Here is a 20,869-nt window from a genome sequence, read left to right as displayed (position 1 = left end):
AAGGATTTTTAGGCAGTAAACAAAGGTAACAATTTGGTTAAAAAGCTTCGCCAATGCCGAAGTGAATTTCGAGATTATCCCAGTAATTTTTGTGAAAGATAAAATTTTTATCAGCAGGATCGTAAAGCTTAAAACCAAAATCCAATCTGAAAGGTGCAATTGAAGTATAATATCTAAAGCCAAATCCGGCAGCGAGAGCTACATCATCAAATCTGAATTGTTTATAACCGAGCCATGTATTTCCATAATCAAAAAATATTGCAGCGCCGATACTTTCTAATAATATGAATCTTAACTCGGCTGATCCTTCAAGAAGGAAAGTCCCGCCTTTAACGTTAACTCCATTTATTGTCGGAAGTAAAATAAGCGGTGTCCCTCTCGGAACTAATTGATTTGCGCGCCAGCCTCTGACTGAGTTACTACCCCCTGAATAAAAAGTTCTGTTAAGTGGAATGTCAAGATAATCGCCAAAAAATGTTTGCAGGTAACCGACTTTTTCCTTTACAGCAAATATGGTAGTGCGTTTTTGATTTAAAGAAAAGTAGAATGATGTGTTAGCTACAATTTTGTAAAAGAGAGCGCCATCGAAAACCGAACCTGATATTTTTTTAAAAATATATGGGAGCGAATTCGCCTCTTCCAATTGAATAGAAAGATTATATCCTTCCGTTGGGAATAGAATATCGTCAGTGTGGGATCCACCGAATTCTGTACCTATGGCTGAAATTAATCTGTTGGCAAAAGTAAGATTTAGTGTGCGGTAAGTTTCATTACTGATTTCAACATTGTACGAAGTATTTAAAAAATTAATAAAGGTATAACGCGGCAATTCAAATTCAAAAATTAATTTTGAACCATAGATTGTATTATTAAATGTTGCTTGTTTATTTATGGTTGCATAAAACTCAAGCTTGCCAAAAATGGGTTTTCCAAAAAGAAACGGCTGATCAATGCTTAAGCGGGAGTCAAGATAACCGAGCAAAGTTGTGTCGCGAAATGAAAATCCCTGGATAAGATTTCCGTAATCAACATTGAAAATATCCTGTACACCAAATGAGGTACTGAGAGTTAATTTACGTGCGCGACCGAGAAAATTTTTTCTGGTGTAAGAAGCACCGAGACCAATATTAAAAGCACTCTGCTGATTATTCATAATTATTTCGGGCGATAGTTCATTCATCTTTCCGATGGAACCATCAAGCCTTAACGGCACGCGATCGCCAATTTCATTCTCATCCACCGAAGTGAAAATGAAAGAATTAAAAAGTCCGGTTCTAAACAAACGGGTCTGACTAAGTTTTAATTTTTCAAGACTGTAAAATTCGCTGCTCTTAATTCCGGCAACTTCTCTTAATAACTCCTCGCTAACTTCAGCTTGCCCTTCTCCGGTAAGATTTACAATAACCGTATCTATAATAAATCTTAACCCCGGGCTAAAATAAATATCTAAATCAGCTTTATTCCTCAGAGTATCTTTATGAATAATTGAGCTGTCAAATACTGCATTTTTATATCCCGAATTCAGCAGGTGAACAATTGAATTAGAAATTTTTTGCTGCACTGCTTCTTGTGAAAATCTTTTTGTTGTATCAACTACTATTTCATCCCAGAAAGGATATAGAACGGGTTCAGGCACTTGTTCTAATCCAAATAAATTAAGCTTACCGAATAAAGCGGGCTTCCCCTCCTTTATAAGAAATCTAACATCTGCTGTGCTATCAACTGAATCAATAGAATAAGCATAACTAACCGAAGTTTCAAAAAAACCATTGACTAAATAGAAAGATGAAATTGCTCTGAGATCAATTGAAAGATTTGCTGTATCAAAATAAACGGCTGCAGAGCCAAAGGGGGTGAATGAATCGAGAAACTTCCAGAACCAGCCGGGGCTTTCTTTTGATTCGATAACTGTAAATAATAATGAAGACGATAATTTTTCATTCCCCTCAAAACCAATGGATGATAATTCATACTTGCCGGCTTCCTGGGCAAATAATATAGAGGAAAGGAAAATTGCTGAGGAAATTACTGTAAGCTTAAAAGTCATTTCTGTTTTTTCATTCCCAATTATTTAAATGACGCTTAGCCGGTCTCATTCTATTTTGCATCTTCACTTAACGAAAGAGTAGGGAAATCTTTCTTAAACAAACCAACAAAAAAAGCCTTCAGCGGAGTATCTCCTACATTGCTGGAAAGAGACAATGAATTGCTGCTGCGCTCTGAAAGCAAGTGCGCTGAATAAATTTCCTTCGCACTTAGATCAATAATGTAAGAGTAAACTTCACCGCCGCCGCTTCCGAAAAAATATGATTTTGAATTGTAATAAATTAACTCGTGGTTGAATCCTTTCATTTTTATTTTATCAATAAGGCATTCCTTCAACGAACCGTCGAGCAATTCTGTCTCAAATGTTTTTTGAAGCTTTCCTCCAACCACAGAAAGTAAATAAAATTTTATCCCCCATTCTGAAGGATTTGAAAATTCATAAGCTGCACCCACCTCGATTGCTGAATCGGGTAAGAAATTTCCTTTCACTGCAAATTTTACATTATCGCCGATTACATTTTTTGCCTGCTCTAAAACGAAAGCGGGTTTATCTAAATTTTCAATAAATGCAGGGTCCTCCTCCTTATCACTGCAAGTTGTAATAAGCATTGCAATGATTCCGCAAAGGGGAAAAATATTTTTTCTATTTAATAACAACTTTAGTTCCTTTCTTAACTACTGAATACAACTCGTCAATATTTTCATTGCTCAAAGCGATTGAACCATCTGTCCAATTATAAACAAACGGCAGATTTTTGAAAATAAAATTAAGCCTTCCGATTCCGTGAATGCCTATATTACCGCCTAAAATTTTGCTGAACGGAGTACAGTCAGAATAATAATAATTGAATTTAATATTTTCAAATTCCTTCAGCGAAATACCCCCTCTCCTTAAAACCTCTTCGGCGTCTTTTAGGTTGGGATAATTTATTCTAAAAAATTTATGATACTCACTTGCTGTATCAATACTGCAAATTTTATACACACCAACAGGTGTAGCCCCATCGCCATCAACTTTTTTTGGCTCTTTAACATTTCTTCCGAAAGAGGCTTTGTAAGTTTTTACTAATGTTGTGTCATCAAATAAAGACAGACTGAATGCGCTCCTATCAATCACAATATTTACTTTTTGAAATTCTTTAATTCCTTTAAGTGCCATTGCTTCTTTAAGAGTAACCTCTCTCAAGTTTAAAATTATTCCATATACCACTACCCCGACAAGAAAAATCAGAATGCTTAAGATCATAAAGCTGATATTTCTGATAACCCTAAAGTCTATCATTTTAAAAAATCTTGTCATTCAGGAATTGGAGTAAATTATCTTAATTAAATTTTATAGGTCAAATTAAAGAAAAGGCAGAATATTTGGGAGTAAATAAACGAATTAAAATAAAATACAAGTGCTTGTTTTTTTTAGATCTGAAAACTGAAGACGATTTTAACAACCTGGTTTAATTTAATGCAATTTTTTACTCTTCTTCTAAGGCACAGTTTATTATCTGTATTATTTATTTACGATTCGGTAAGTTTTGATGAAGCGTTTGTAACTTTATTACCGACTCTAAAAAAAATTATTTGTTTTAGCAAAATTTTCGGGGGGATTGGCATAATAGTTGATACATTTACACATTAAAATATGGAAGGAAATATGAAGTTATTATTTTTCCCCGCCTTCATTTTGGTTATTCTTATATCGGTATCATTTAACTGCAGTGAAAACGCAGTGGGATCTACTGATTTACTCCCTCCCGGAAGAAGAGATTATGTTTGGACGATAGATAGCATTGATTATGAAAATTTACCAACTTTTATTGAATTAAAATCAATGTGGGGTAGCGCACCAACAGATGTGTGGGGTTCGCATTTCACAGGTGATGTGAGAAATTGTTTGTGGCATTACGACGGAACAGCATGGAAGAGAGCAGTTGAAGGAACACCAATTACAGATCCGGGGGGTGGTTCCGCAATTGTTGGTGGCGTTTGGGGAACAGAACAAAATGATGTCTGGGCATTTGGCGGAACAAGATTTAGTAATCCTGAAAGAGAAGCACCATTTGTAATGCATTTTAACGGTAGTGTATGGACTGAAGTTTTTGGTGATACTTCAAAAATGCCTAATGGATATTGGGATGTATTTGGAATTGAAAAGGATCATTTCTGGGTTACGACAGCAGAAGATGTTTTTCGATTTAAAAATGATGAATGGTCAAGATTTCTTATTAGGAGTGTGTCTGTCATACCTTCGATTAGCGTTTACGGAACTAATGTTTATCTTACAAATTACCTAATTGGAATTGATTCCCTTTTCCTTTATAAACTATCAGGCGACGAGTTTAAACCCATTGATAAAACAACCTTGTTTAATGGAAAGTTCGGGGCTCACGGCTTAATTGTATTAAAAGATAAGGCATTCACTTTCAATGAGAACGGAATTTATTCGACCTCAGCTACCAACGGAGAAATTAATACAGGAGGTTGGTCATTAGTTGTATCAACTTCGTCACCGAATGGTTTATATAACTCATTTGTACGAAATGAAAAGGATATCTGGGCTGTGGGATTTAATAAATTTCCTTATCAATTCAACGGAACAGACTGGAAGGAAATAGATATTTTTAATGGAAACTCCCCTCCAAATTTTCAATCATTATTTGGTATTTGGGGTGATGGTAATGAAATTTTCATTTGTGATATATACAATGGAATAATATATCACGGTAAATAAAAACATATAAAAATCACGGAGGTGTTATGAAATCATATTTTACTTATGTTAAAAGAGCAATATTAATAACTACGGTTTTTTTAGCAATACTTCTTGATACGGGTTATTCTCAATGGGAAGATTGTGAAAACTCATCTTGCCCAAATATGGGTAATTATACAATTAATGGAGGACACTGGTATAAATCAGAACTTAAATATTATTTTGCAAACGGTACAGATGATATTGCTGATGATTTAGAAAAAACCGCATTTGAAGCTGCTTTTAATACTTGGGAAAATGCTGTCCCCTTTACTGTTATTGAAACTTTTAGTTCTAATGATGCTGACATTTTTATAAAGTTCGTTCAGGATGGTGATGAATGGCTCTCTTCAGGACAAACTGAAAGTAGGGTTGCAGTTTCTTGGTATCCAGAAACAAATTGCCAAGGGGTTTTATTATTAAATAACTGGTATCATTCTTTCTCGCTTCAACAGAATCCACCAAATGCCAAGGACCTACAAGCCGTAGCATTACACGAATTGGGACACATACTCGGTTTATGTCACTCAAATAATTCAGCTACTGTAATGTATTATGATATATCTAATCCTAATAAAAGGACACTTCATAGTTATGATATTGAAGGAATAAATGTGATTTACGATCGAGTTGCGGTGAAGAATAAATTTGTAAATCCTGATGCTTCAGTTTCATACGGAGGAACAATAAATGTTGATTACCAAAATTATGACACACAAAATGAACTTAATAATGAAAAACTATTTGCTTTTAATGATGGATCTACAAGACATTTCGATGCCCTTAATCAGAGTTATCAAACAATAGAAAGGAAGTTTAATAGCAATCAGGATCACCAAGGTGGATGGTTTAAGAATAATTCCCTTATTTCCTTGAACTCAGTTATGGATCAACAAATAGATGATGCAACTTTTATGGCTACATACAAGTATAAAGCCACAATAAATTTAATTGCAGAAACCGAATTTGATAACACTCAATCGTTAGGTTCAATAGGACAAATCTATCAATATGAATCTGGTCCTATAACTGCACCTACACCAAAACTAATTAATGGTAAGAATTATAACTTTGTCTGGTGGACAGATAATAAGTCCTCGAGTAATCCGCGCACAATCACGCCAACTGGTAACCAAACCTATACAAACTTGTATAAATACCCTAATCACTCAAGTTCGACTCAAGCTTATGTAAATAATAATCAGAGAAAAGTAGTAAGAACCGATTATAACGGATATTTACATAAAGTTTATTCAAGCATGGGGTACGCATGGTATGAAATCAGTTCTGATAACGGTGTTACCTGGTCCATTGCAAATAATGGAAGACCACTTTCAACACTCGAATCGAAACTACCGTCATTAGATGTTCAGATGAGTACAGTGGTAATTGTATTTCAGGAACGAACTTCTTCTGATCATTTTAAAATCAAAATAGCCCATTTCAATATGGTTGGGTTACCATTAGGAACTGTTCAAGATGTCTCCGGTCTAAATGATGATAATTATTCTATTGATGCATCACCGGTTGTGGCATACGGTACAAATGGATACTTGATGGTTGCTTGGCGGATAGAAGATTTAAGCTATCAAGAGGGAATATATTATCGTTTTGGATATTTACCAGAAGTTTATGGCGACATCCTCTGGTATATGGATGAAATTGAAGGCTTTATATCAGGAACTAACTTCAATTCAACTAACCCAACATTAGCGTTAAGAAAGACGGAAGTACTATAAAATTCCATCTTGCGTGGAAACAATCAAATGATATTAATTATTGCTCACTGTTCAAAGAATCAGATAATAGTATCACGGTTTCAGGGACTGAAAATGTCTCCAACGGAAGCGGTTACACTTACAACGAGCAGCCTTCTATAATAACTGTTGGTGATTACCCAAAAATTGTTTGGGTGGGAAAAAGATATATTGGTGCCTGGGAAATTAGAACTGTTAGACGAGTTAAAAGTGCACTCGGCTGGGGTGCAACTTTTGACAAGTACGGCAATAATGTTGCATCACCAACCACCGCCTATGTTAATAGTAATGATATAACTGCCTGGAGTGAGAATAATGGAAGTGCAAATAAATTCTGGCGCTGGGGTTCTATCAGATCTTTTGGAACAATGGGTAAGGATATTCAACTAAGCAATGCGCCAGACTTAAACTCGATGTATGCAGTTGGGTTCAGGTTGATATCTCCATACTATTTTTATGTAACACCAAGTGTTGGAAGTATTGCTAAAGAAAACCTGATCGTCAATAACTCCGGCAGAGAAGGAATAATAAAGAAAGCAGAAGCCGAGTTTTATTTTATAATTGGTGATGTTAGTGCTGATAACCAAACTATAAACTTTACAGAATTCGATAATGACATTCAATTTGAAAATACTTCCCAGTTAAATGATGCTCTTGTTTCAAACTCATTTGTTCTTACTGATAATTCTAATTTAGTTTTAAGTGTAGCTTTCGGAACGAAAGATTCGGCGTCGGCAGTCAACAGTTTAAGCAGTACCGATCAATTAACATTTAAAATACAACTGATTGATGAAATGACCGGAGAACTCTTAGGTGAGTATGATAACGTAACTTATAATAAGGACAACGTTATTCCTTACGAAAATATCTCATACCAGATAAACACTTCGGGAATTGGTAATAGAACAGTTGTATTAAAACTTATAGTTGATAATAACTTTGATGCAGAATACTTTGCCGCAGACATAAAAGCAGATGCGGAAATATTAGGAAAGAATTCTTACACAGAAATTTCTTATAAAGGTAACTTAGCAGTTGACTCATACGATCTTTCACAAAACTACCCCAACCCTTTCAATCCGTCAACAACAATTAAATATCAGATACCAAATGCCGGAGATGTAACTTTAAAAATTTACGACATACTCGGCAGAGAAGTTACTACACTTGTTGATGGATTTAAGAATGAAGGCAGGTACGAAGTAAACTTCAACGCAAGCAAGCTTGCAAGCGGAGTGTACATTTACACAATAAAATCTAATGATTTTACTGCTTCGAAAAAATTGATGCTTCTGAAGTAATTTCTCATAAATTTTAAACCTCCGATGGCAATGCCATCGGAGGTTTTTTTATAGTTTTACATCAATTTTTATCACTTCAAAAAAATGATATTTGATACTATCAATATTCCCTTGTACGCTGCCCCGTACACAAAAACATCGTTCCGTAGTCAAATTCGCAGCCTCGTTTTCAAAAACTTAGCCTTATAATCATCTACCGTTAAATTTTTTGGGGTCTTCCTTCGTTATATAGCACTCTACGGCTTCCCGGGAGTCGTCTTCCGTCCGCGTGTACACATCTACCAAATGCCGGTAGATGTGTAAAAACGAGGCGTACTCGTCTCCAAAGTCTTCGGCGATATTCCCGCAATCGGCGGCGATAACTACGAAGCTTAGGGAGACATCTACCAAACTTGCGTATGCATCTACCATCAACGCGGCGACATCTTCCGGTTTAGCGTAGTCGTCTTCCAGGGTCGTTTAGAGTGCTCAAAATCTTATTTTTTGGATATAGTCAGGCAGGGACAGTGTTAAAAAGCAGATCGAATTAAAAAATAAAAGCTTACCTCTAAATAAAAACCAAACGTATTATCAGACTTCCATGATTTCTTTTTCTTTGTGCTTTAAAACATCATCAATCATTTTTATATGTTCGTCAGTCATCTTTTGAATTTTAGCTTCGGCTTCTTTCAATTGATCTTCAGAAATTTTCTTGTCTTTTTCTTCACGCTTCAAATGATCATTAGCATCGCGGCGGATATTTCTGATCGCAACCCTGGAATCTTCACCGAATTTTTTTGTCAGCTTAACAAAATCTTTTCGTCTTTCTTCTGTAAGGGGGGGCACAGGAATTTTAAGATTCGTTCCATCACTGATAGGATTAAAGCCGAGATTCGCTTCCTGAATTGCATGTTGAATTACAGAAACCATTGACTTGTCCCACGGAGTTATAGATAAAGTATGCGGATCAAGCACCGATACATTGCCGACTTGAGTCAAAGGAGAAAGTGTACCGTAATAATCAACTTTAATTCCATCGAGCAATGCGGTAGTAGCTTTACCTGTTCGTACTTTGGCAAGCTCTGCCCTTAAAGCTTCAATAGATTTGTTCATTCTGTTTTGAGCGTCTTTAATTACTTGTTCCATTGCAGCACCTTAAACTTTTTTCAGATTATAAAATTATTTTATTATTGTTCCGACTTGTTCACCCAAGACAAGTTTCAATAAATTTCCGGGTATATCCATATTAAAAACAATCATCGGCAATTTATTTTCCTGGCATAAACTAACCGCAGTTAAATCCATCACGCGGAGGTTTTTCTGAATTACATCAATATAACTTATATGTTCAAACTGAATTGCATCGGAATTTTTTTCAGGGTCAGAATCATAAACGCCATTTACCCGGGTGCCTTTTACAATAACTTCTGCACCAATTTCAACTGCTCTCAGCGAAGCTGCAGTGTCGGTGCTGAAATATGGATGCCCCGTACCTGCGCCAAGAATAACAACCCTGCCTTTTTCAAGATGTCTGATTGCTCTCCTGCGAATGTAAGGCTCGGCAATCTCTTCCATTTTAATTGCGCTCATTAATCTTGTGTGAATGCCTCTATTCTCAACGGCATTTTGCAATGCGAGAGAATTTATCATAGTTGCCAGCATGCCCATCTGATCACCGGTGGCGCGGTCAATTCCCTGAGCGTGTGCGGATAGTCCCCGATAGATATTTCCTCCCCCAATAACAATTCCTAATTGTACCCCTGCCTTGTGCACTTTCAATACTTCTGCGGAGAAGAATTCTAAGATTTTGTTATCAATGCCGAATCCTTTATCGCCTAATAATGATTCGCCGCTAAGCTTTAGCAGCACTCTTTTATACTTAAGATTTTTCATTAAAATTATTTTATTATGTTTTAATATAAAAAAAAGGTCTTAAATAAATTAAGACCTTTTTAAGAATCAATTATTTTCTTTCGTCACCAAGATGGAACCGGTGGAAGAGTGAAAGTTTAACTTGCGTATTATTTTTAGAATTAAAGTCCTTGATAAGCGAGCCGACTGTTTTTGTATTATCTTTAATAAAAGCCTGTTCGAATAAACAATTTTCCTGGTAGAATTTATTCAATCTGCCGGTAGAAATTTTATCAAGCATGTTTTCGGGCTTGCCTTCTTTTCGGGCAAGTTCTTTATAAATATCTATTTCTTTTTCAACAACATCTTTAGCCACTTCTTCGCGGTAAGTGGTGATGGGTTTCATTGCAGCCACTTGCATTGCTATATCTTTGCCTATTACAGCAAGTTCGTTGTTGTCAGCCGGTGCGTTTTCAAACTTGACTAATACACCGAGCTTGCTGCCCATGTGAATATAATCTACGATTAGACCATCCGGCGCTGTTTCAATTTTGAATCGGGAGATTTCAATTTTCTCCCCTACCTTGCCGAGCAGATCATTTATTCCATTGCTGATTAAAGAACTTTTTTCTAACAGAGTGTCAACATTTTCGGGTTTTAATTCAGAGACAGTATTAACGACTGCGTTAGTGAAGGAAATAAAATCTTCGCTCTTTGCAACGAAATCCGTTTCGCAATTTATCTGCAGAATAACGCCTTCTTTTTTATCGCTCGAAACTTTAGTAAGAATAATTCCTTCATTAGCAGATTTTTCCGCACGTTTAGCAGCTACGGCAGCACCTTTTTTACGAAGTACTTCGATAGCTTTTTCTATATCACCATTAGCTTCGGTGAGGGCTTTTTTACAGTCCATCATTCCCGCGCCGGTTTTTTTTCTCAATTCATTTACTTGAGTTGCACTAATTTCCATTTAAATATTTTTCCCTTTATTAAAATTTAAAAATCAATTCTATGATTGTGTAGAGTCGGTTGTCGCTTCACTTTCGTCGGTTTTAGGTTCAGACTTTGCTTTAGCTATTTTTTTCTTTTCCTCAGAATCTTTTACTTCTTTTTCCTTTCGTAATCTTTCCCTCTCAGCAGCTTCTTCAGCTTTAAGTTCTTTTGCTTTAACCGCACCTTCGATAACTGCATCAGCAAGAAATTGAGTAATGATTTCAATTGTTTTTACTGCGTCATCATTAGCGGGAATCATATAGTCAACTTCATTTGGATCACAGTTTGTATCTACAATAGCAAAGACCGGAATATTCAATCTTTTTGCTTCCTGAACAGCAATAGCTTCCTTTTTAATATCAACGACAAAAATGGCTCCTGGAAGTTTAGCCATTGTTTCAACTCCCTGAAGAATTTTTTTCAGTTTATCTTTTTCTCTGGTAAGAAAGAGTCTTTCTTTCTTGGTAATTTTATCAAACGTTCCGTCAATCTCCTGCTTTTCAATATTTGTTAACCGCTTAACACTTTTTCTAATTGTAGAAAAATTCGTAAGCATACCGCCTAGCCAGCGTTCACTGACCCAATTCATTTCGCAGCGTCTTGATTCTGATTCAATAATTCCTTTTGCTTGTTTTTTAGTTCCAACAAAAAGTACTTTGTTACCGTCAGCCACAAATTTCGATAAAATTTCAGCCGCCTGGTAAAGTAAGGATTGTGTTTGTTTAAGGTCAATGATGTGAATGCCGTTTCGTTCCATGAAGATGTAATTCCTCATTTTAGGGTTCCAACGACGGGTAAGATGTCCGAAGTGCGCTCCAGCTTCGATAAGCTGAGTTATCTCAATTTTTTTCATAATGTCTCCTGTTGTTTTCTGCTACTTTCTTCATCTTTGCCTTCCACCCCGATTCATCGGAGCACAGGAGGTAAATCCGAAAGTATGTTGTTTAAAAAATGTACAAGTTTATGGTAAAGTTCAGGTTCAAGTTCAAGTTCAAGTTCAAGAAAAAGTAACATGAACTTGAACTTGAACTCCGTAATTATCTCTTAGAGAACTGGAATCGTTTACGAGCTTTCGGTTGTCCGTATTTTTTACGCTCAACCATTCTTGGATCTCGTGTCATAAATCCTTCGGCTTTAAGGAGGGGTTTATATTCAGGATTTATACTAACTAAACCTCTCGAAATACCAAGTCTGATACCTTGAGCCTGTCCTGTAGTGCCGCCTCCATTAACATTTATTCTAACGTCATACTGACCAAGTGTCTCTGTAACTCTAAATGGAGCTATAATATCTTCTCTGTCTAATTCCTGCGGGAATGCTTTCTCAAATTCGATACCATTGACTGTGATTTTTCCTTCACCGTTCTTCAATATTACACGTGCTACAGAAGTTTTTCTTCTTCCGATAAAAATTTGATCTGCCATTTATACTTTCTCCGAAAAACTTAATACTTCAGGTTTCTGTGCTGCATGAGGATGAACTTCTCCAGCATAAACCTTTAACTTTTTAATTAATTTATTACCCAAACGATTTTTGGGTAACATTCCTTTAACGGCATTCTCAATAATAAATTCTGGATTGGTAGCACGGACATTCTGCAATTTGGCATTTTTAAGCCCACCCGGATAACCGCTATGCCAGAAATAAGATTTCAAAGTTTCTCGTTTGCCGGTGAACCGAACGCTAGCAGCATTTATTACAATAACAAAGTCACCCGTGTCGAAATTGGGGGTAAAAATCGGTTTATGTTTGCCTCGTATAACTCGGGCAACTTCTGTAGCCAAACGACCAAGGACTTTATCTTTTGCATCTACTATGTACCACTTTCGATTCGCGTCTTCAGTGGTAATAAATCTTGTTAATTTTTCTTGTTTCAAGAATACACTCCAAATTGGATAAATTTTATCAAATAAGTTTGTAAAGATACTTTTATGTATGTAGAAAGTCAAGAATATTAACTCTAAAACATTTCATTGCCTATAAATTGATGAGAAGAGTTAGAAGAGAGATCGCTTAAAATCGAAGGTTTTTAACATTCCAAGCAATTTTGGCTGAAAATTTCTATAATTTTCCCAATTATTAACCATAATTTTTAAACTAAAATCCTCATCAATATCCGTACGAATGTAGAGCACTTGCGTTATCTGTCCTTCCAGTTCCTTCGGTTCCGCATAATAGATCCAGAAATCAGAGATTTTCAAACTATCATTAAATCTTGCGGGATTGAACAAATATTTATCAAGTACTTCGAGATGAACATAAGGCGGAGGTTTAATTTCTGAATTAAGTAACCAGAATGTCACGCCATCTAATTTATTCTTAACATTTTGATCAATAAATGTCCACCCAGCGGGATATTTTATCGTCACGTCAAGTGTAGTTTCAAAATATACTTGTTGCAAATCAGAAGTATCAGCATCTAAATCAGAAAATAAATGGTAGTTCAATGGTACTTGTTTTATTGGTTCAACTAATTCTTTTGTGTTCTCATTCGTCTGTTTTAATTTTTTGGAATCCTCCGGTTCCGACTTCGTAGTTTCATATTCATCCCGAGGGTATTCGGTAACGTTACTGAAATTCAAATAGATGGGGTTTACAATCGGCTTCTTAATTTTTATCCCTAATAAAAAAGCTAAAAACAAAAAAATAAATACATGAGTCAGAGCAGATAAAGCTAAACTCAGATAAAGTTTTTTATTTTTGTTATTTAAATATTCAAAATTCATTTAATCGAAATTACGATTAAGAATAGGTTAATTCAACTCAATTAGATTAGATAGAAGAATTAACTTAAAATGTCAACGCATCACTCGGAGCTAAAATGAAATTTTTAATTACAGGCGGAGCCGGTTTTCTTGGTATAAATCTCGTCCGCTATTTGCATAATCAAGGGCATGAAATAGTATCACTCGATATTGTTCCTTTTAATTATAAGGACATGAATGACAAAGTAGAAATCATTACAGGTGATATTCGTGATGAAACGATAGTTTCAAAATCATTAAAAAATATTGACATAGTGATTCACACTGCTGCTGCTCTTCCACTTTATACTGCTGATGAAATTTTTACAACGGATGTTGAGGGAACCCGATTACTCCTGAAACAAGCACAAAAAAATAATGTTAAAAGATTTATTCACATTTCCTCTACTGCTGTTTATGGAATTCCTGATCACCACCCTTTGTTTGAATACGATAAACTTGATGGAGTTGGACACTATGGCAAAGCTAAGATTTTGGCAGAGGAAGAATGTTTGAAAAAACGAGAAGAGGGAATGTGTGTCCCTATTATACGTCCCAAATCATTTATCGGACCCGAAAGATTGGGTGTGTTTGCTTTGTTTTATGATTGGGCGAAAGATAAACGCGGCTTCCCAATGATAGGCAGCGGTAAAAATAAATATCAATTGTTGGACGTGGAGGATCTTTGCGAGGCAATTTATTTGTGTTGTAAACTCGATGAAAAAATAGTAAATGATACTTTTAATATTGGAGCAAAACAATTCACTACTATGCGTGAAGATTATCAGGCAGTTTTGGACTATACCGGTTACGGTAAAAAGATTGTTGGACTGCCCGAAACACCTATTATCTGGCTGCTAAGAATTTTGGAAGCGCTGAAACTTTCGCCGCTATATAAGTGGGTTTATGAAACTGCCTCAAAAGATTCCTTCGTTTCAATTGAAAAAGCAGAAAAAAAACTCGGCTTTAAACCAAAATTCTCAAACAAAGATGCATTAGTCAGAAACTACAAATGGTATTTAGAACATCTTAACGAATTTGAAAACACAAGCGGTATTTCCCATCGTGTTCCATGGAAACAGGGTGTGTTAAAATTTGCCAAATTATTTTTCTGACGGAAAAATGTTTTCCACTAACATACTTTGATTTATCAAAGATTATTTATATTTGAAAGAAAAAAGAAGGAGTATAAAATGTCAACGAAAAAAGATTATTTAAAAGATGTTATCAGACACATAGATATTAAAAAACATAATGTAGTGCCATTAGTTGATGCAATGGAATACATGGCTTTTTCTTCACGCGATTTGAACCGTGCAGCAAAAATTTTTGATATGATGCAAAAAGATAAAGACTGCGGGATCATTCTCACACTTGCCGGAAGTTTATTCAGTGCAGGTTTGAAAAAAATTGTTTATGATTTAATTATGAATAACATGGTTGATGCAATCGTTTCGACAGGTGCAATTATGGTTGATCAGGATTTCTTTGAAGCACTTGGATTTAAGCACTACATTGGTTCTCCGTTTGTTGATGATAATGAAATGCGAGACCTTCATATTGATAGAATCTACGATACTTTTATTGATGAAGATGAGCTAAGAGTTTGCGACGAAACTTGTGGAAAAATTTTCGATACAATGGATCCAAAGCCCTATTCCTCTAGAGAATTTCTTTATGAGTTTGGCAGATATCTTGAAATGAATGGCGGACCAAAAGTAGATGACTCGGTTATCTACGCAGCTTATAAAAAGAATGTTCCCATATTTGTTCCTGCTTTTTCTGACTGTTCTGCCGGGTTCGGATTTATCATGCATCAAACAAATAATCCCGATAAACATGTCTCTGTTGACTCTGCAAAAGATTTTCTTGAACTGACAAAAATAAAATTAAATTGCAGGGAGACCGGGATATTCATGGTTGGGGGCGGGGTTCCTAAAAACTTCACGCAAGACATTGTTGTTGCCGCAGATATTCTACAGGAAGATGCACAGATGCACAAATATGCCGTTCAAATCACTGTTGCTGATGAAAGAGATGGTGCTTTATCCGGTTCAACTTTAAAAGAAGCGAGCAGTTGGGGAAAAGTTTCTACCACTTTTGAACAAATGGTTTATGCAGAGGCAACTATTGCTCTTCCGTTGATTGCCGGGTATGCTTATCATAAAGGAAGTTGGAAAGAAAGAAAACCAAAAGAATTTCAAAAATTATTTGCCAACGAAATAATCGCTGCAAAATAATCAATTAGACTTGAGGAGGCTGTCTCAAAAGTCAGTTTTTGTCATCCTGTCCTATACATCGGGATCAGCTTGTAAATATTAAACAGAATGGAAGCATTAGATTCCGATGGCATCGCCACAGAATGACACTTTTGAGAAAGCCTCTTCTGCATTTCTACCTCATTTCAATATAAAATCTTTTCAAAAAGACCGCTTCAAGACAATTTTCTAAAAAATTCTCTAATAATTTTCCGATAAGTGTCATATTAATAATATCTATTCTTTGAAGGAGAATATGATTAATCTATTTTATTTGATCTTATTGGTTATCCTGATTTATCTTCTTGTTGGAATTGGGATTTTTCGATCCCCGTTTGGCTCTGAGGATAAAAATGGATTTCATAAAAAATAATTAAATAAAAATATATTTAGTTATTATTTCAAGCGTTCATCCGGAGATGATCAAGAACCAAATTACACCCAAAATAACGGTTGCTATAGTGATAGGAATACCTGCTTTTAAATATTCCTTAAAAGATAGCTTAACTCCCTCCTTCTTCGCTGATTCGGCAACTATAAGATTCGCCACAGAACCTATCAATGTTAAATTTCCAGCAAATGTCGTTGCCATAGACAAAACTAACCATGCTATTTGAGGATTATTCATCATTTTAATAATTGGTTTGAAAAGAAGTACTGCCGGAACATTCGAAACCAAATTACTTAGCAGCATAGCGCTTCCGGAAAAACGCCATAAATCATTTGTTATCCAAACTACATTTGAGCTGAAAATCTCTTCAGATAATCTGGTAGTTTCAATCGAATGAGTAACTATAAAAAGTGATGCAAAAAATACTAAAAGTGTCCAGTCAATTTCTCTAAAAACTCTTTCAGGTTTAAGTCTTCGTGTAATTAACAGCAATGAAGCCCCACCAATAGCTGCAAGAGTAATTGACATTCCAATATTTAGAGCTATCAACATTAATACTGAAGCTATGATACTTTTATACAGAAGTGGTTTGTATGGTTTGGCTGGTTTATGTTTTAAAAAATTAATCTTATTCGATCGGATAGATTTTCGGTAAATAATTTTTATTACGATCAAGGCGACCATCAACCCGATTATTGAGATTGGAGTTAGATAAAATGCAAAAGTCCTGAAATCAATTCCTGAGCTGATTCCGATAAGCATGTTTTGTGGATTACCAATTATAGTAGCCGCTGATCCAATATTTGCTGAAGTTGCCAGCGCTATTAAAAATGGAATTGGATTTATATCACCCCTCCTTGTAATTTCTAACAATAGCGGAGTGAACATTAAGACTATTGTATCATTTAAAAAGAGTGCAGATAGAATGCCGGAAGTAAAAATTATTATAATTAGAAGATCATTTTGAGTGCGTGAGATTTGTACAACTTTGTCGGCGATAATTCCAAAAAAACCGGACATTCGAAGGTTAGCATTAATTATCATCATCGCTAACAGCAGAACTATTGTGTTCATATCAATTGCGGAAAATGCCTGATCAAGAGAAAGTGCACCGGTAAGAACAAGCACCACCGCCCCGACCAGCGCAATTGTCGCCCGGTTCATTCGCAGTTTTGGGTATCGTCCTATGGCTACACCAATCAAAGTAACTGCTATTACAAAAGCATGAAAAGCCAGATTGAAATTCAATTTTTACAAATTATTATCATTAAAAAAATTTTCTTCAATACGAAAAGAAACTAATTCTATCTTTTTTACCTCTTTATTCTCCAAAATTTACGATGCGAATTGCTTTGAAAAATCAATAGGTGAATTTTAAGCATAATCAGCGAAAAACGATTGAAGAAATATTCATTAGATGGCACAATAATAGCTAATTATTTCTTTTATCACAGAATTTTAGAACTAAATAATTTATATTTCAATCCGAAAACAGAAATAATATGAGCACAAAAGATTTACTAAAAAAGTATAATAATCCCGCTAATTTTTTCAATCGTGATTTAAGCTGGGTAGAATTTAATCGCCGGGTACTTGACGAAGCGCTTAATCCTGAACTTCCTTTACTCGAAAAAATAAAATTTCTCTCAATCTTTAGCACCAACCTTGATGAATTTTATATGATAAGAGTTGCAGGGATAAAAGAACAAATTGCCGCCGGAGTTGCTGAACCGTCCATTGATGGATTAACTCCTATAGTTCAACTTCAGAAGATTGAAAAAACTTTGAAGCCAATGATTAAAGAGATCCATAGATTGTGGGCAGAAGAGATTGTTCCGACACTTAAAAACTATGGCGTATCTGTATTAAGATATAACGATTTAAATGAGAAAGAAAAAGCTATACTTACTGACTACTTCACTAAAGAAATATATCCCGTCTTAACCCCCCTTGCATTTGATCCCGGCAGACCATTCCCGTACATTTCAAACTTGAGTTTAAACCTTGCTATACTTGTAAAAATGCCGAACGGCGAAAATCATTTTGCAAGAGTTAAAGTCCCGAGCATTCTGCCGCGATTGATGCAGATTGATAAAATAATTGACCCGCAAAAGAAAATTCAGGTGAATGGAAAATGCTCCGCACGGTTTATCTGGCTTGGCGATTTGATAAAAGCCAATCTTAAATTTCTTTTCCCCGGAACTGAAATCCTTGAAGCTCACAAATTCAGAATCACAAGAGATACCGATATCGAATTGCAAGAAGATGAAGCTGATGACTTGCTAAGTGTTATTGAAGAAAACATTAAGCAGCGAAGATTCGGAAGCGTTGTAAGGCTTGAGGTTGAAGGGCAGATGCCTGAGTTTATGCTTGATACGCTTATCGAAAATCTCGAAATTAAACGCGAGGATGTACAGGTTGTTAATGGCCCACTTGGAATGAGTGATGTAATGTCGCTTTACAATCTGCCACTTCATCAGTTAAAGGAAAAACCTTTTTACCCTGTTACACCAAAAGATTTTGAAGATGAAGAAGATATTTTTACAACAATGCGCAAAAAAGATATTCTAATTCATCATCCTTTTGATTCTTTCTCAAGCGTAATTGATCTGATAAAAAAAGCGGCGGCTGATCCTGACGTGCAGGCAATTAAACAAACTCTTTACCGTGTCGGTTCTGACTCCCCCATTGTCAGATCATTAATTGAAGCTGCTGAGCGTGGAAAACAAGTCGCAGTTCTTGTCGAACTGAAAGCCCGATTCGATGAAGAAAACAATATCTACTGGGCAAAAGAACTTGAAAAGGTTGGTGTACATGTTGTTTATGGTTTAGTTGGATTAAAAACGCACGCAAAAATGACCTTGATCGTGCGTAAAGAATTTGACGGCGTAAAAAGATATGTGCATCTTTCAACAGGCAATTATAACGCAGGCACTGCAAAACTTTATACTGATTTAGGATTTTTTACTTGCGACGAAGATATTTGCACCGATGTTTCCGAAATATTCAACTACCTTACCGGATACTCCAAACAATCTGAATTTAAAAAACTTTTTGTGGCACCAATAAATATGCGCGAAAAAGTTCTGTATCTTATTCTAAAAGAAATAGAAAATGTGAAAGCCGGATCGGAAGGCAAAATAATAATGAAGATGAATTCGTTAGTTGATCCTATGATGATCAGCGCCCTCTACGAAGCTTCTAATAACGGTGTCAAAATAGAATTGATAATGAGAGGGATTTGCTGTCTTGTGCCCGGAATTAAAGATTTAAGCGAAAATATTACTGTGCGAAGTATAGTTGGAAGATTTCTTGAGCATAGCCGGGTCCTGTATTTTTATAATAATGGAAATGAAGAATTCTACCTCAGCAGCGCAGACCTAATGCAAAGAAATCTTGATCGAAGAGTGGAAATTATTTTCCCGATAGAGAGTGTAAGTCTGAAAGAAGAAATTAGAAATAACGTTTTAAAAATTTATTCTAAAGATAATATTAAGGCAAGGGAACTTTATTCTGATATGACTTACAAATTCGTTAAAGCCAAAGACGGTTCAAAAAAAATAAACTCTCAAGAGTGGCTTATGAATAATGCAATGAAGTCATCCGGAAATTTTTCTAAAACAATAAGATAATGTTTTAAATATTTTACAGATAAATACACCATAACAAGGATATATTAAATAATGATAGAAATAACTAAATCAACTTTGCTAAATACACTTAAGAAATCTGACAATCAGATAATCAATAAAAATCTTTTAACACTTAATTCAATTAAAACCATTGAACAAAACGGAAGCAGTCTTACTGCGGAAATTGTTGTACCGCTTCCACAAGCACAAATAGACAAAAAGCTTATTTCACACTTTTCAGATTTAATCTTAAAAGATTTTCCTTCTCTCAAATCAATAGAACTAAAACTCGTATCAAAAACTATTAATGTAACGGCACACACTGACCCGAAGAAAGATGCAATTCTTCCGGGAGTTAAGAACACCATCGCTGTTGCAAGCGGTAAAGGAGGGGTCGGTAAAAGTACAGTTGCTGTAAACTTAGCAGTAGCATTAGCTAAACAAGGAGCTAAAGTAGGATTGATTGATGCAGACGTTTATGGTCCAAGCATTCCAATGATGCTTGGAATAAAGGGCAAACCGCAAGTCTATCAAAGTAAAACAACAATGAAGATGCTTCCGCTTGAAAGCTATGGTATTAAACTTATTTCTATTGGATTACTTATTGAGGATAACGCTCCTGTCATCTGGCGTGGACCAATGGCAAGCGGTGCCGTAAAACAATTTATGTCTGATGTTGATTGGGGCGAGCTTGATTATTTATTATTTGATATGCCTCCCGGCACCGGCGATATTCAGTTGACACTTGTTCAAACCATTCCGCTTACCGGAGCGGTGATAGTTACTACCCCCCAGGAAGTTTCATTAATTGATGCAAGAAAAGCATTAAAAATGTTTGAACGGGTTAATGTTCCTATTCTGGGAGTGGTTGAAAATATGAGTTATTTTATTGCTCCTGATACTAATATAAAATATGATATTTTCGGAACCGGAGGGGGTTCAAAATTAGCAGATGAACTTTCGGCTCCGTTTATCGGCGGTATTCCGATTGACCCGCGTGTAAGAATCGGCGGAGACAAAGGCGTACCGATTGTTTATGATATTCCTGATTCCGAACACGCAACTATCATGATTCAGATTGCCGATAACCTGATTGAGCAGGTAAATCTGCGCAATTCAAAACCACAGCAAAAAGTAGAAATTATTCTTGATGATGAAGATTAAAAGATGA

At 35.6% G+C, this 20,869-nt stretch carries 18 protein-coding genes; 7 read left to right on the top strand and 11 right to left on the bottom strand.

The genetic code is table 11. The annotated features are described in order from the left end of the window. Positions 1-37: 37 nt before the first annotated feature. Genes IPH11_14635 through IPH11_14625 form a run of 3 tightly spaced genes read right to left on the bottom strand, consistent with a single transcriptional unit; the run spans position 38 to position 3,346 of the window. Positions 38-2,047: a BamA/TamA family outer membrane protein gene (locus IPH11_14635; GenBank protein ID MBK6914820.1), complete on the bottom strand. Its 2,010-nt coding sequence runs from the start codon at positions 2,045-2,047 to the stop codon at positions 38-40. A 50-nt stretch (positions 2,048-2,097) separates the two neighbouring features. After that, a complete protein-coding gene (locus tag IPH11_14630) occupies positions 2,098-2,703 on the bottom strand; it encodes a hypothetical protein (protein ID MBK6914819.1) in 606 nt (201 codons plus the stop codon). Further along, on the bottom strand, positions 2,690-3,346 hold the full coding sequence (locus IPH11_14625) for a L,D-transpeptidase (protein ID MBK6914818.1): 657 nt from the start codon (positions 3,344-3,346) through the stop codon (positions 2,690-2,692). The genes IPH11_14630 and IPH11_14625 overlap by 14 nt, the downstream gene beginning before the upstream one ends. A gap of 348 nt (positions 3,347-3,694) precedes the next feature. Here IPH11_14625 and IPH11_14620 point away from each other — a divergent pair, with 348 nt between their 5' ends. From IPH11_14620 to IPH11_14610, 3 genes are all read left to right on the top strand, one after another. Further along, positions 3,695-4,771: a hypothetical protein gene (locus IPH11_14620; GenBank protein ID MBK6914817.1), complete on the top strand. Its 1,077-nt coding sequence runs from the start codon at positions 3,695-3,697 to the stop codon at positions 4,769-4,771. Positions 4,772-4,797: 26 nt separating this feature from the next. Then, positions 4,798-6,531 (top strand): matrixin family metalloprotease, encoded by a 1,734-nt coding sequence (locus IPH11_14615; GenBank protein ID MBK6914816.1) that lies wholly within the window; start codon positions 4,798-4,800, stop codon positions 6,529-6,531. Positions 6,532-6,704: 173 nt separating this feature from the next. Continuing rightward, positions 6,705-7,850 carry a T9SS type A sorting domain-containing protein gene (locus tag IPH11_14610; protein MBK6914815.1) on the top strand — a complete coding sequence of 382 codons (1,146 nt, stop codon included), beginning with the start codon at positions 6,705-6,707 and terminating at the stop codon, positions 7,848-7,850. Positions 7,851-8,420: 570 nt separating this feature from the next. Here IPH11_14610 and frr read toward each other — a convergent pair. The 7 genes from frr to IPH11_14575 form a co-directional block, all read right to left on the bottom strand. Further along, complete coding sequence (gene frr, locus IPH11_14605) at positions 8,421-8,975, bottom strand: ribosome recycling factor (protein ID MBK6914814.1); 555 nt, start codon at positions 8,973-8,975, stop codon at positions 8,421-8,423. A 33-nt stretch (positions 8,976-9,008) separates the two neighbouring features. Next, a complete protein-coding gene (locus IPH11_14600; GenBank protein ID MBK6914813.1) occupies positions 9,009-9,722 on the bottom strand; it encodes a UMP kinase in 714 nt (237 codons plus the stop codon). 70 nt (positions 9,723-9,792) lie between these two features. Then, entirely contained in the window at positions 9,793-10,650 is an 858-nt protein-coding gene (locus IPH11_14595; protein MBK6914812.1) for an elongation factor Ts, read from the bottom strand. A gap of 39 nt (positions 10,651-10,689) precedes the next feature. After that, positions 10,690-11,526 (bottom strand): 30S ribosomal protein S2, encoded by an 837-nt coding sequence (gene rpsB / locus IPH11_14590; protein ID MBK6914811.1) that lies wholly within the window; start codon positions 11,524-11,526, stop codon positions 10,690-10,692. Positions 11,527-11,710: 184 nt separating this feature from the next. Then, entirely contained in the window at positions 11,711-12,097 is a 387-nt protein-coding gene (rpsI, locus tag IPH11_14585; protein MBK6914810.1) for a 30S ribosomal protein S9, read from the bottom strand. Further along, positions 12,098-12,550, bottom strand: a complete 453-nt coding sequence (gene rplM, locus IPH11_14580; protein MBK6914809.1) for a 50S ribosomal protein L13 — start codon at positions 12,548-12,550, stop codon at positions 12,098-12,100. It abuts the gene before it with no gap. 120 nt (positions 12,551-12,670) lie between these two features. Continuing rightward, positions 12,671-13,399, bottom strand: coding sequence for a hypothetical protein (locus tag IPH11_14575; GenBank protein ID MBK6914808.1), 729 nt, complete (start codon positions 13,397-13,399; stop codon positions 12,671-12,673). 95 nt (positions 13,400-13,494) lie between these two features. On the opposite strand from IPH11_14575, the gene IPH11_14570 reads away from it, so the two are divergent. Next, positions 13,495-14,532: an NAD(P)-dependent oxidoreductase gene (locus tag IPH11_14570; protein ID MBK6914807.1), complete on the top strand. Its 1,038-nt coding sequence runs from the start codon at positions 13,495-13,497 to the stop codon at positions 14,530-14,532. A 78-nt stretch (positions 14,533-14,610) separates the two neighbouring features. After that, complete coding sequence (locus IPH11_14565) at positions 14,611-15,657, top strand: deoxyhypusine synthase (protein MBK6914806.1); 1,047 nt, start codon at positions 14,611-14,613, stop codon at positions 15,655-15,657. A 427-nt stretch (positions 15,658-16,084) separates the two neighbouring features. On the opposite strand, the gene IPH11_14560 is transcribed toward IPH11_14565, so the two are convergent. Continuing rightward, the gene (locus tag IPH11_14560) at positions 16,085-17,230 is read right to left on the bottom strand and encodes an anion transporter (protein ID MBK6914805.1); all 1,146 of its coding nucleotides are present in this window, start codon (positions 17,228-17,230) and stop codon (positions 16,085-16,087) included. A gap of 338 nt (positions 17,231-17,568) precedes the next feature. Between IPH11_14560 and ppk1 the strand changes: the two genes are divergently transcribed. Both ppk1 and IPH11_14550 read left to right on the top strand, forming a co-directional pair. Continuing rightward, positions 17,569-19,698, top strand: a complete 2,130-nt coding sequence (gene ppk1 / locus IPH11_14555) for a polyphosphate kinase 1 (GenBank protein MBK6914804.1) — start codon at positions 17,569-17,571, stop codon at positions 19,696-19,698. A gap of 51 nt (positions 19,699-19,749) precedes the next feature. Continuing rightward, complete coding sequence (locus IPH11_14550) at positions 19,750-20,862, top strand: Mrp/NBP35 family ATP-binding protein (protein MBK6914803.1); 1,113 nt, start codon at positions 19,750-19,752, stop codon at positions 20,860-20,862. Positions 20,863-20,869: the final 7 nt, after the last annotated feature.

This window comes from Ignavibacteriales bacterium (assembly GCA_016709155.1).
Lineage (GTDB): Bacteria > Bacteroidota > Ignavibacteria > Ignavibacteriales > Ignavibacteriaceae > JADJEI01.
This window is presented reverse-complemented; position numbering and strand designations above follow the sequence as displayed.

What these genes read in the sequence shown, in the direction of transcription:
- IPH11_14635 (MBK6914820.1), bottom strand. Translation starts at nt 2,047, where the DNA reads ATGACTTTTAAGCTTACAGTAATTTCCTCAGCAATTTTCCTTTCCTCT.
- IPH11_14625 (MBK6914818.1), bottom strand. Translation starts at nt 3,346, where the DNA reads ATGACAAGATTTTTTAAAATGATAGACTTTAGGGTTATCAGAAATATC.
- IPH11_14620 (MBK6914817.1), top strand. Translation starts at nt 3,695, where the DNA reads ATGAAGTTATTATTTTTCCCCGCCTTCATTTTGGTTATTCTTATATCG.
- IPH11_14615 (MBK6914816.1), top strand. Translation starts at nt 4,798, where the DNA reads ATGAAATCATATTTTACTTATGTTAAAAGAGCAATATTAATAACTACG.
- frr (MBK6914814.1), bottom strand. Translation starts at nt 8,975, where the DNA reads ATGGAACAAGTAATTAAAGACGCTCAAAACAGAATGAACAAATCTATT.
- IPH11_14600 (MBK6914813.1), bottom strand. Translation starts at nt 9,722, where the DNA reads ATGAAAAATCTTAAGTATAAAAGAGTGCTGCTAAAGCTTAGCGGCGAA.
- IPH11_14595 (MBK6914812.1), bottom strand. Translation starts at nt 10,650, where the DNA reads ATGGAAATTAGTGCAACTCAAGTAAATGAATTGAGAAAAAAAACCGGC.
- rpsB (MBK6914811.1), bottom strand. Translation starts at nt 11,526, where the DNA reads ATGAAAAAAATTGAGATAACTCAGCTTATCGAAGCTGGAGCGCACTTC.
- rpsI (MBK6914810.1), bottom strand. Translation starts at nt 12,097, where the DNA reads ATGGCAGATCAAATTTTTATCGGAAGAAGAAAAACTTCTGTAGCACGT.
- IPH11_14575 (MBK6914808.1), bottom strand. Translation starts at nt 13,399, where the DNA reads ATGAATTTTGAATATTTAAATAACAAAAATAAAAAACTTTATCTGAGT.
- IPH11_14570 (MBK6914807.1), top strand. Translation starts at nt 13,495, where the DNA reads ATGAAATTTTTAATTACAGGCGGAGCCGGTTTTCTTGGTATAAATCTC.
- IPH11_14565 (MBK6914806.1), top strand. Translation starts at nt 14,611, where the DNA reads ATGTCAACGAAAAAAGATTATTTAAAAGATGTTATCAGACACATAGAT.
- IPH11_14560 (MBK6914805.1), bottom strand. Translation starts at nt 17,230, where the DNA reads ATGAACCGGGCGACAATTGCGCTGGTCGGGGCGGTGGTGCTTGTTCTT.
- ppk1 (MBK6914804.1), top strand. Translation starts at nt 17,569, where the DNA reads ATGAGCACAAAAGATTTACTAAAAAAGTATAATAATCCCGCTAATTTT.
- IPH11_14550 (MBK6914803.1), top strand. Translation starts at nt 19,750, where the DNA reads ATGATAGAAATAACTAAATCAACTTTGCTAAATACACTTAAGAAATCT.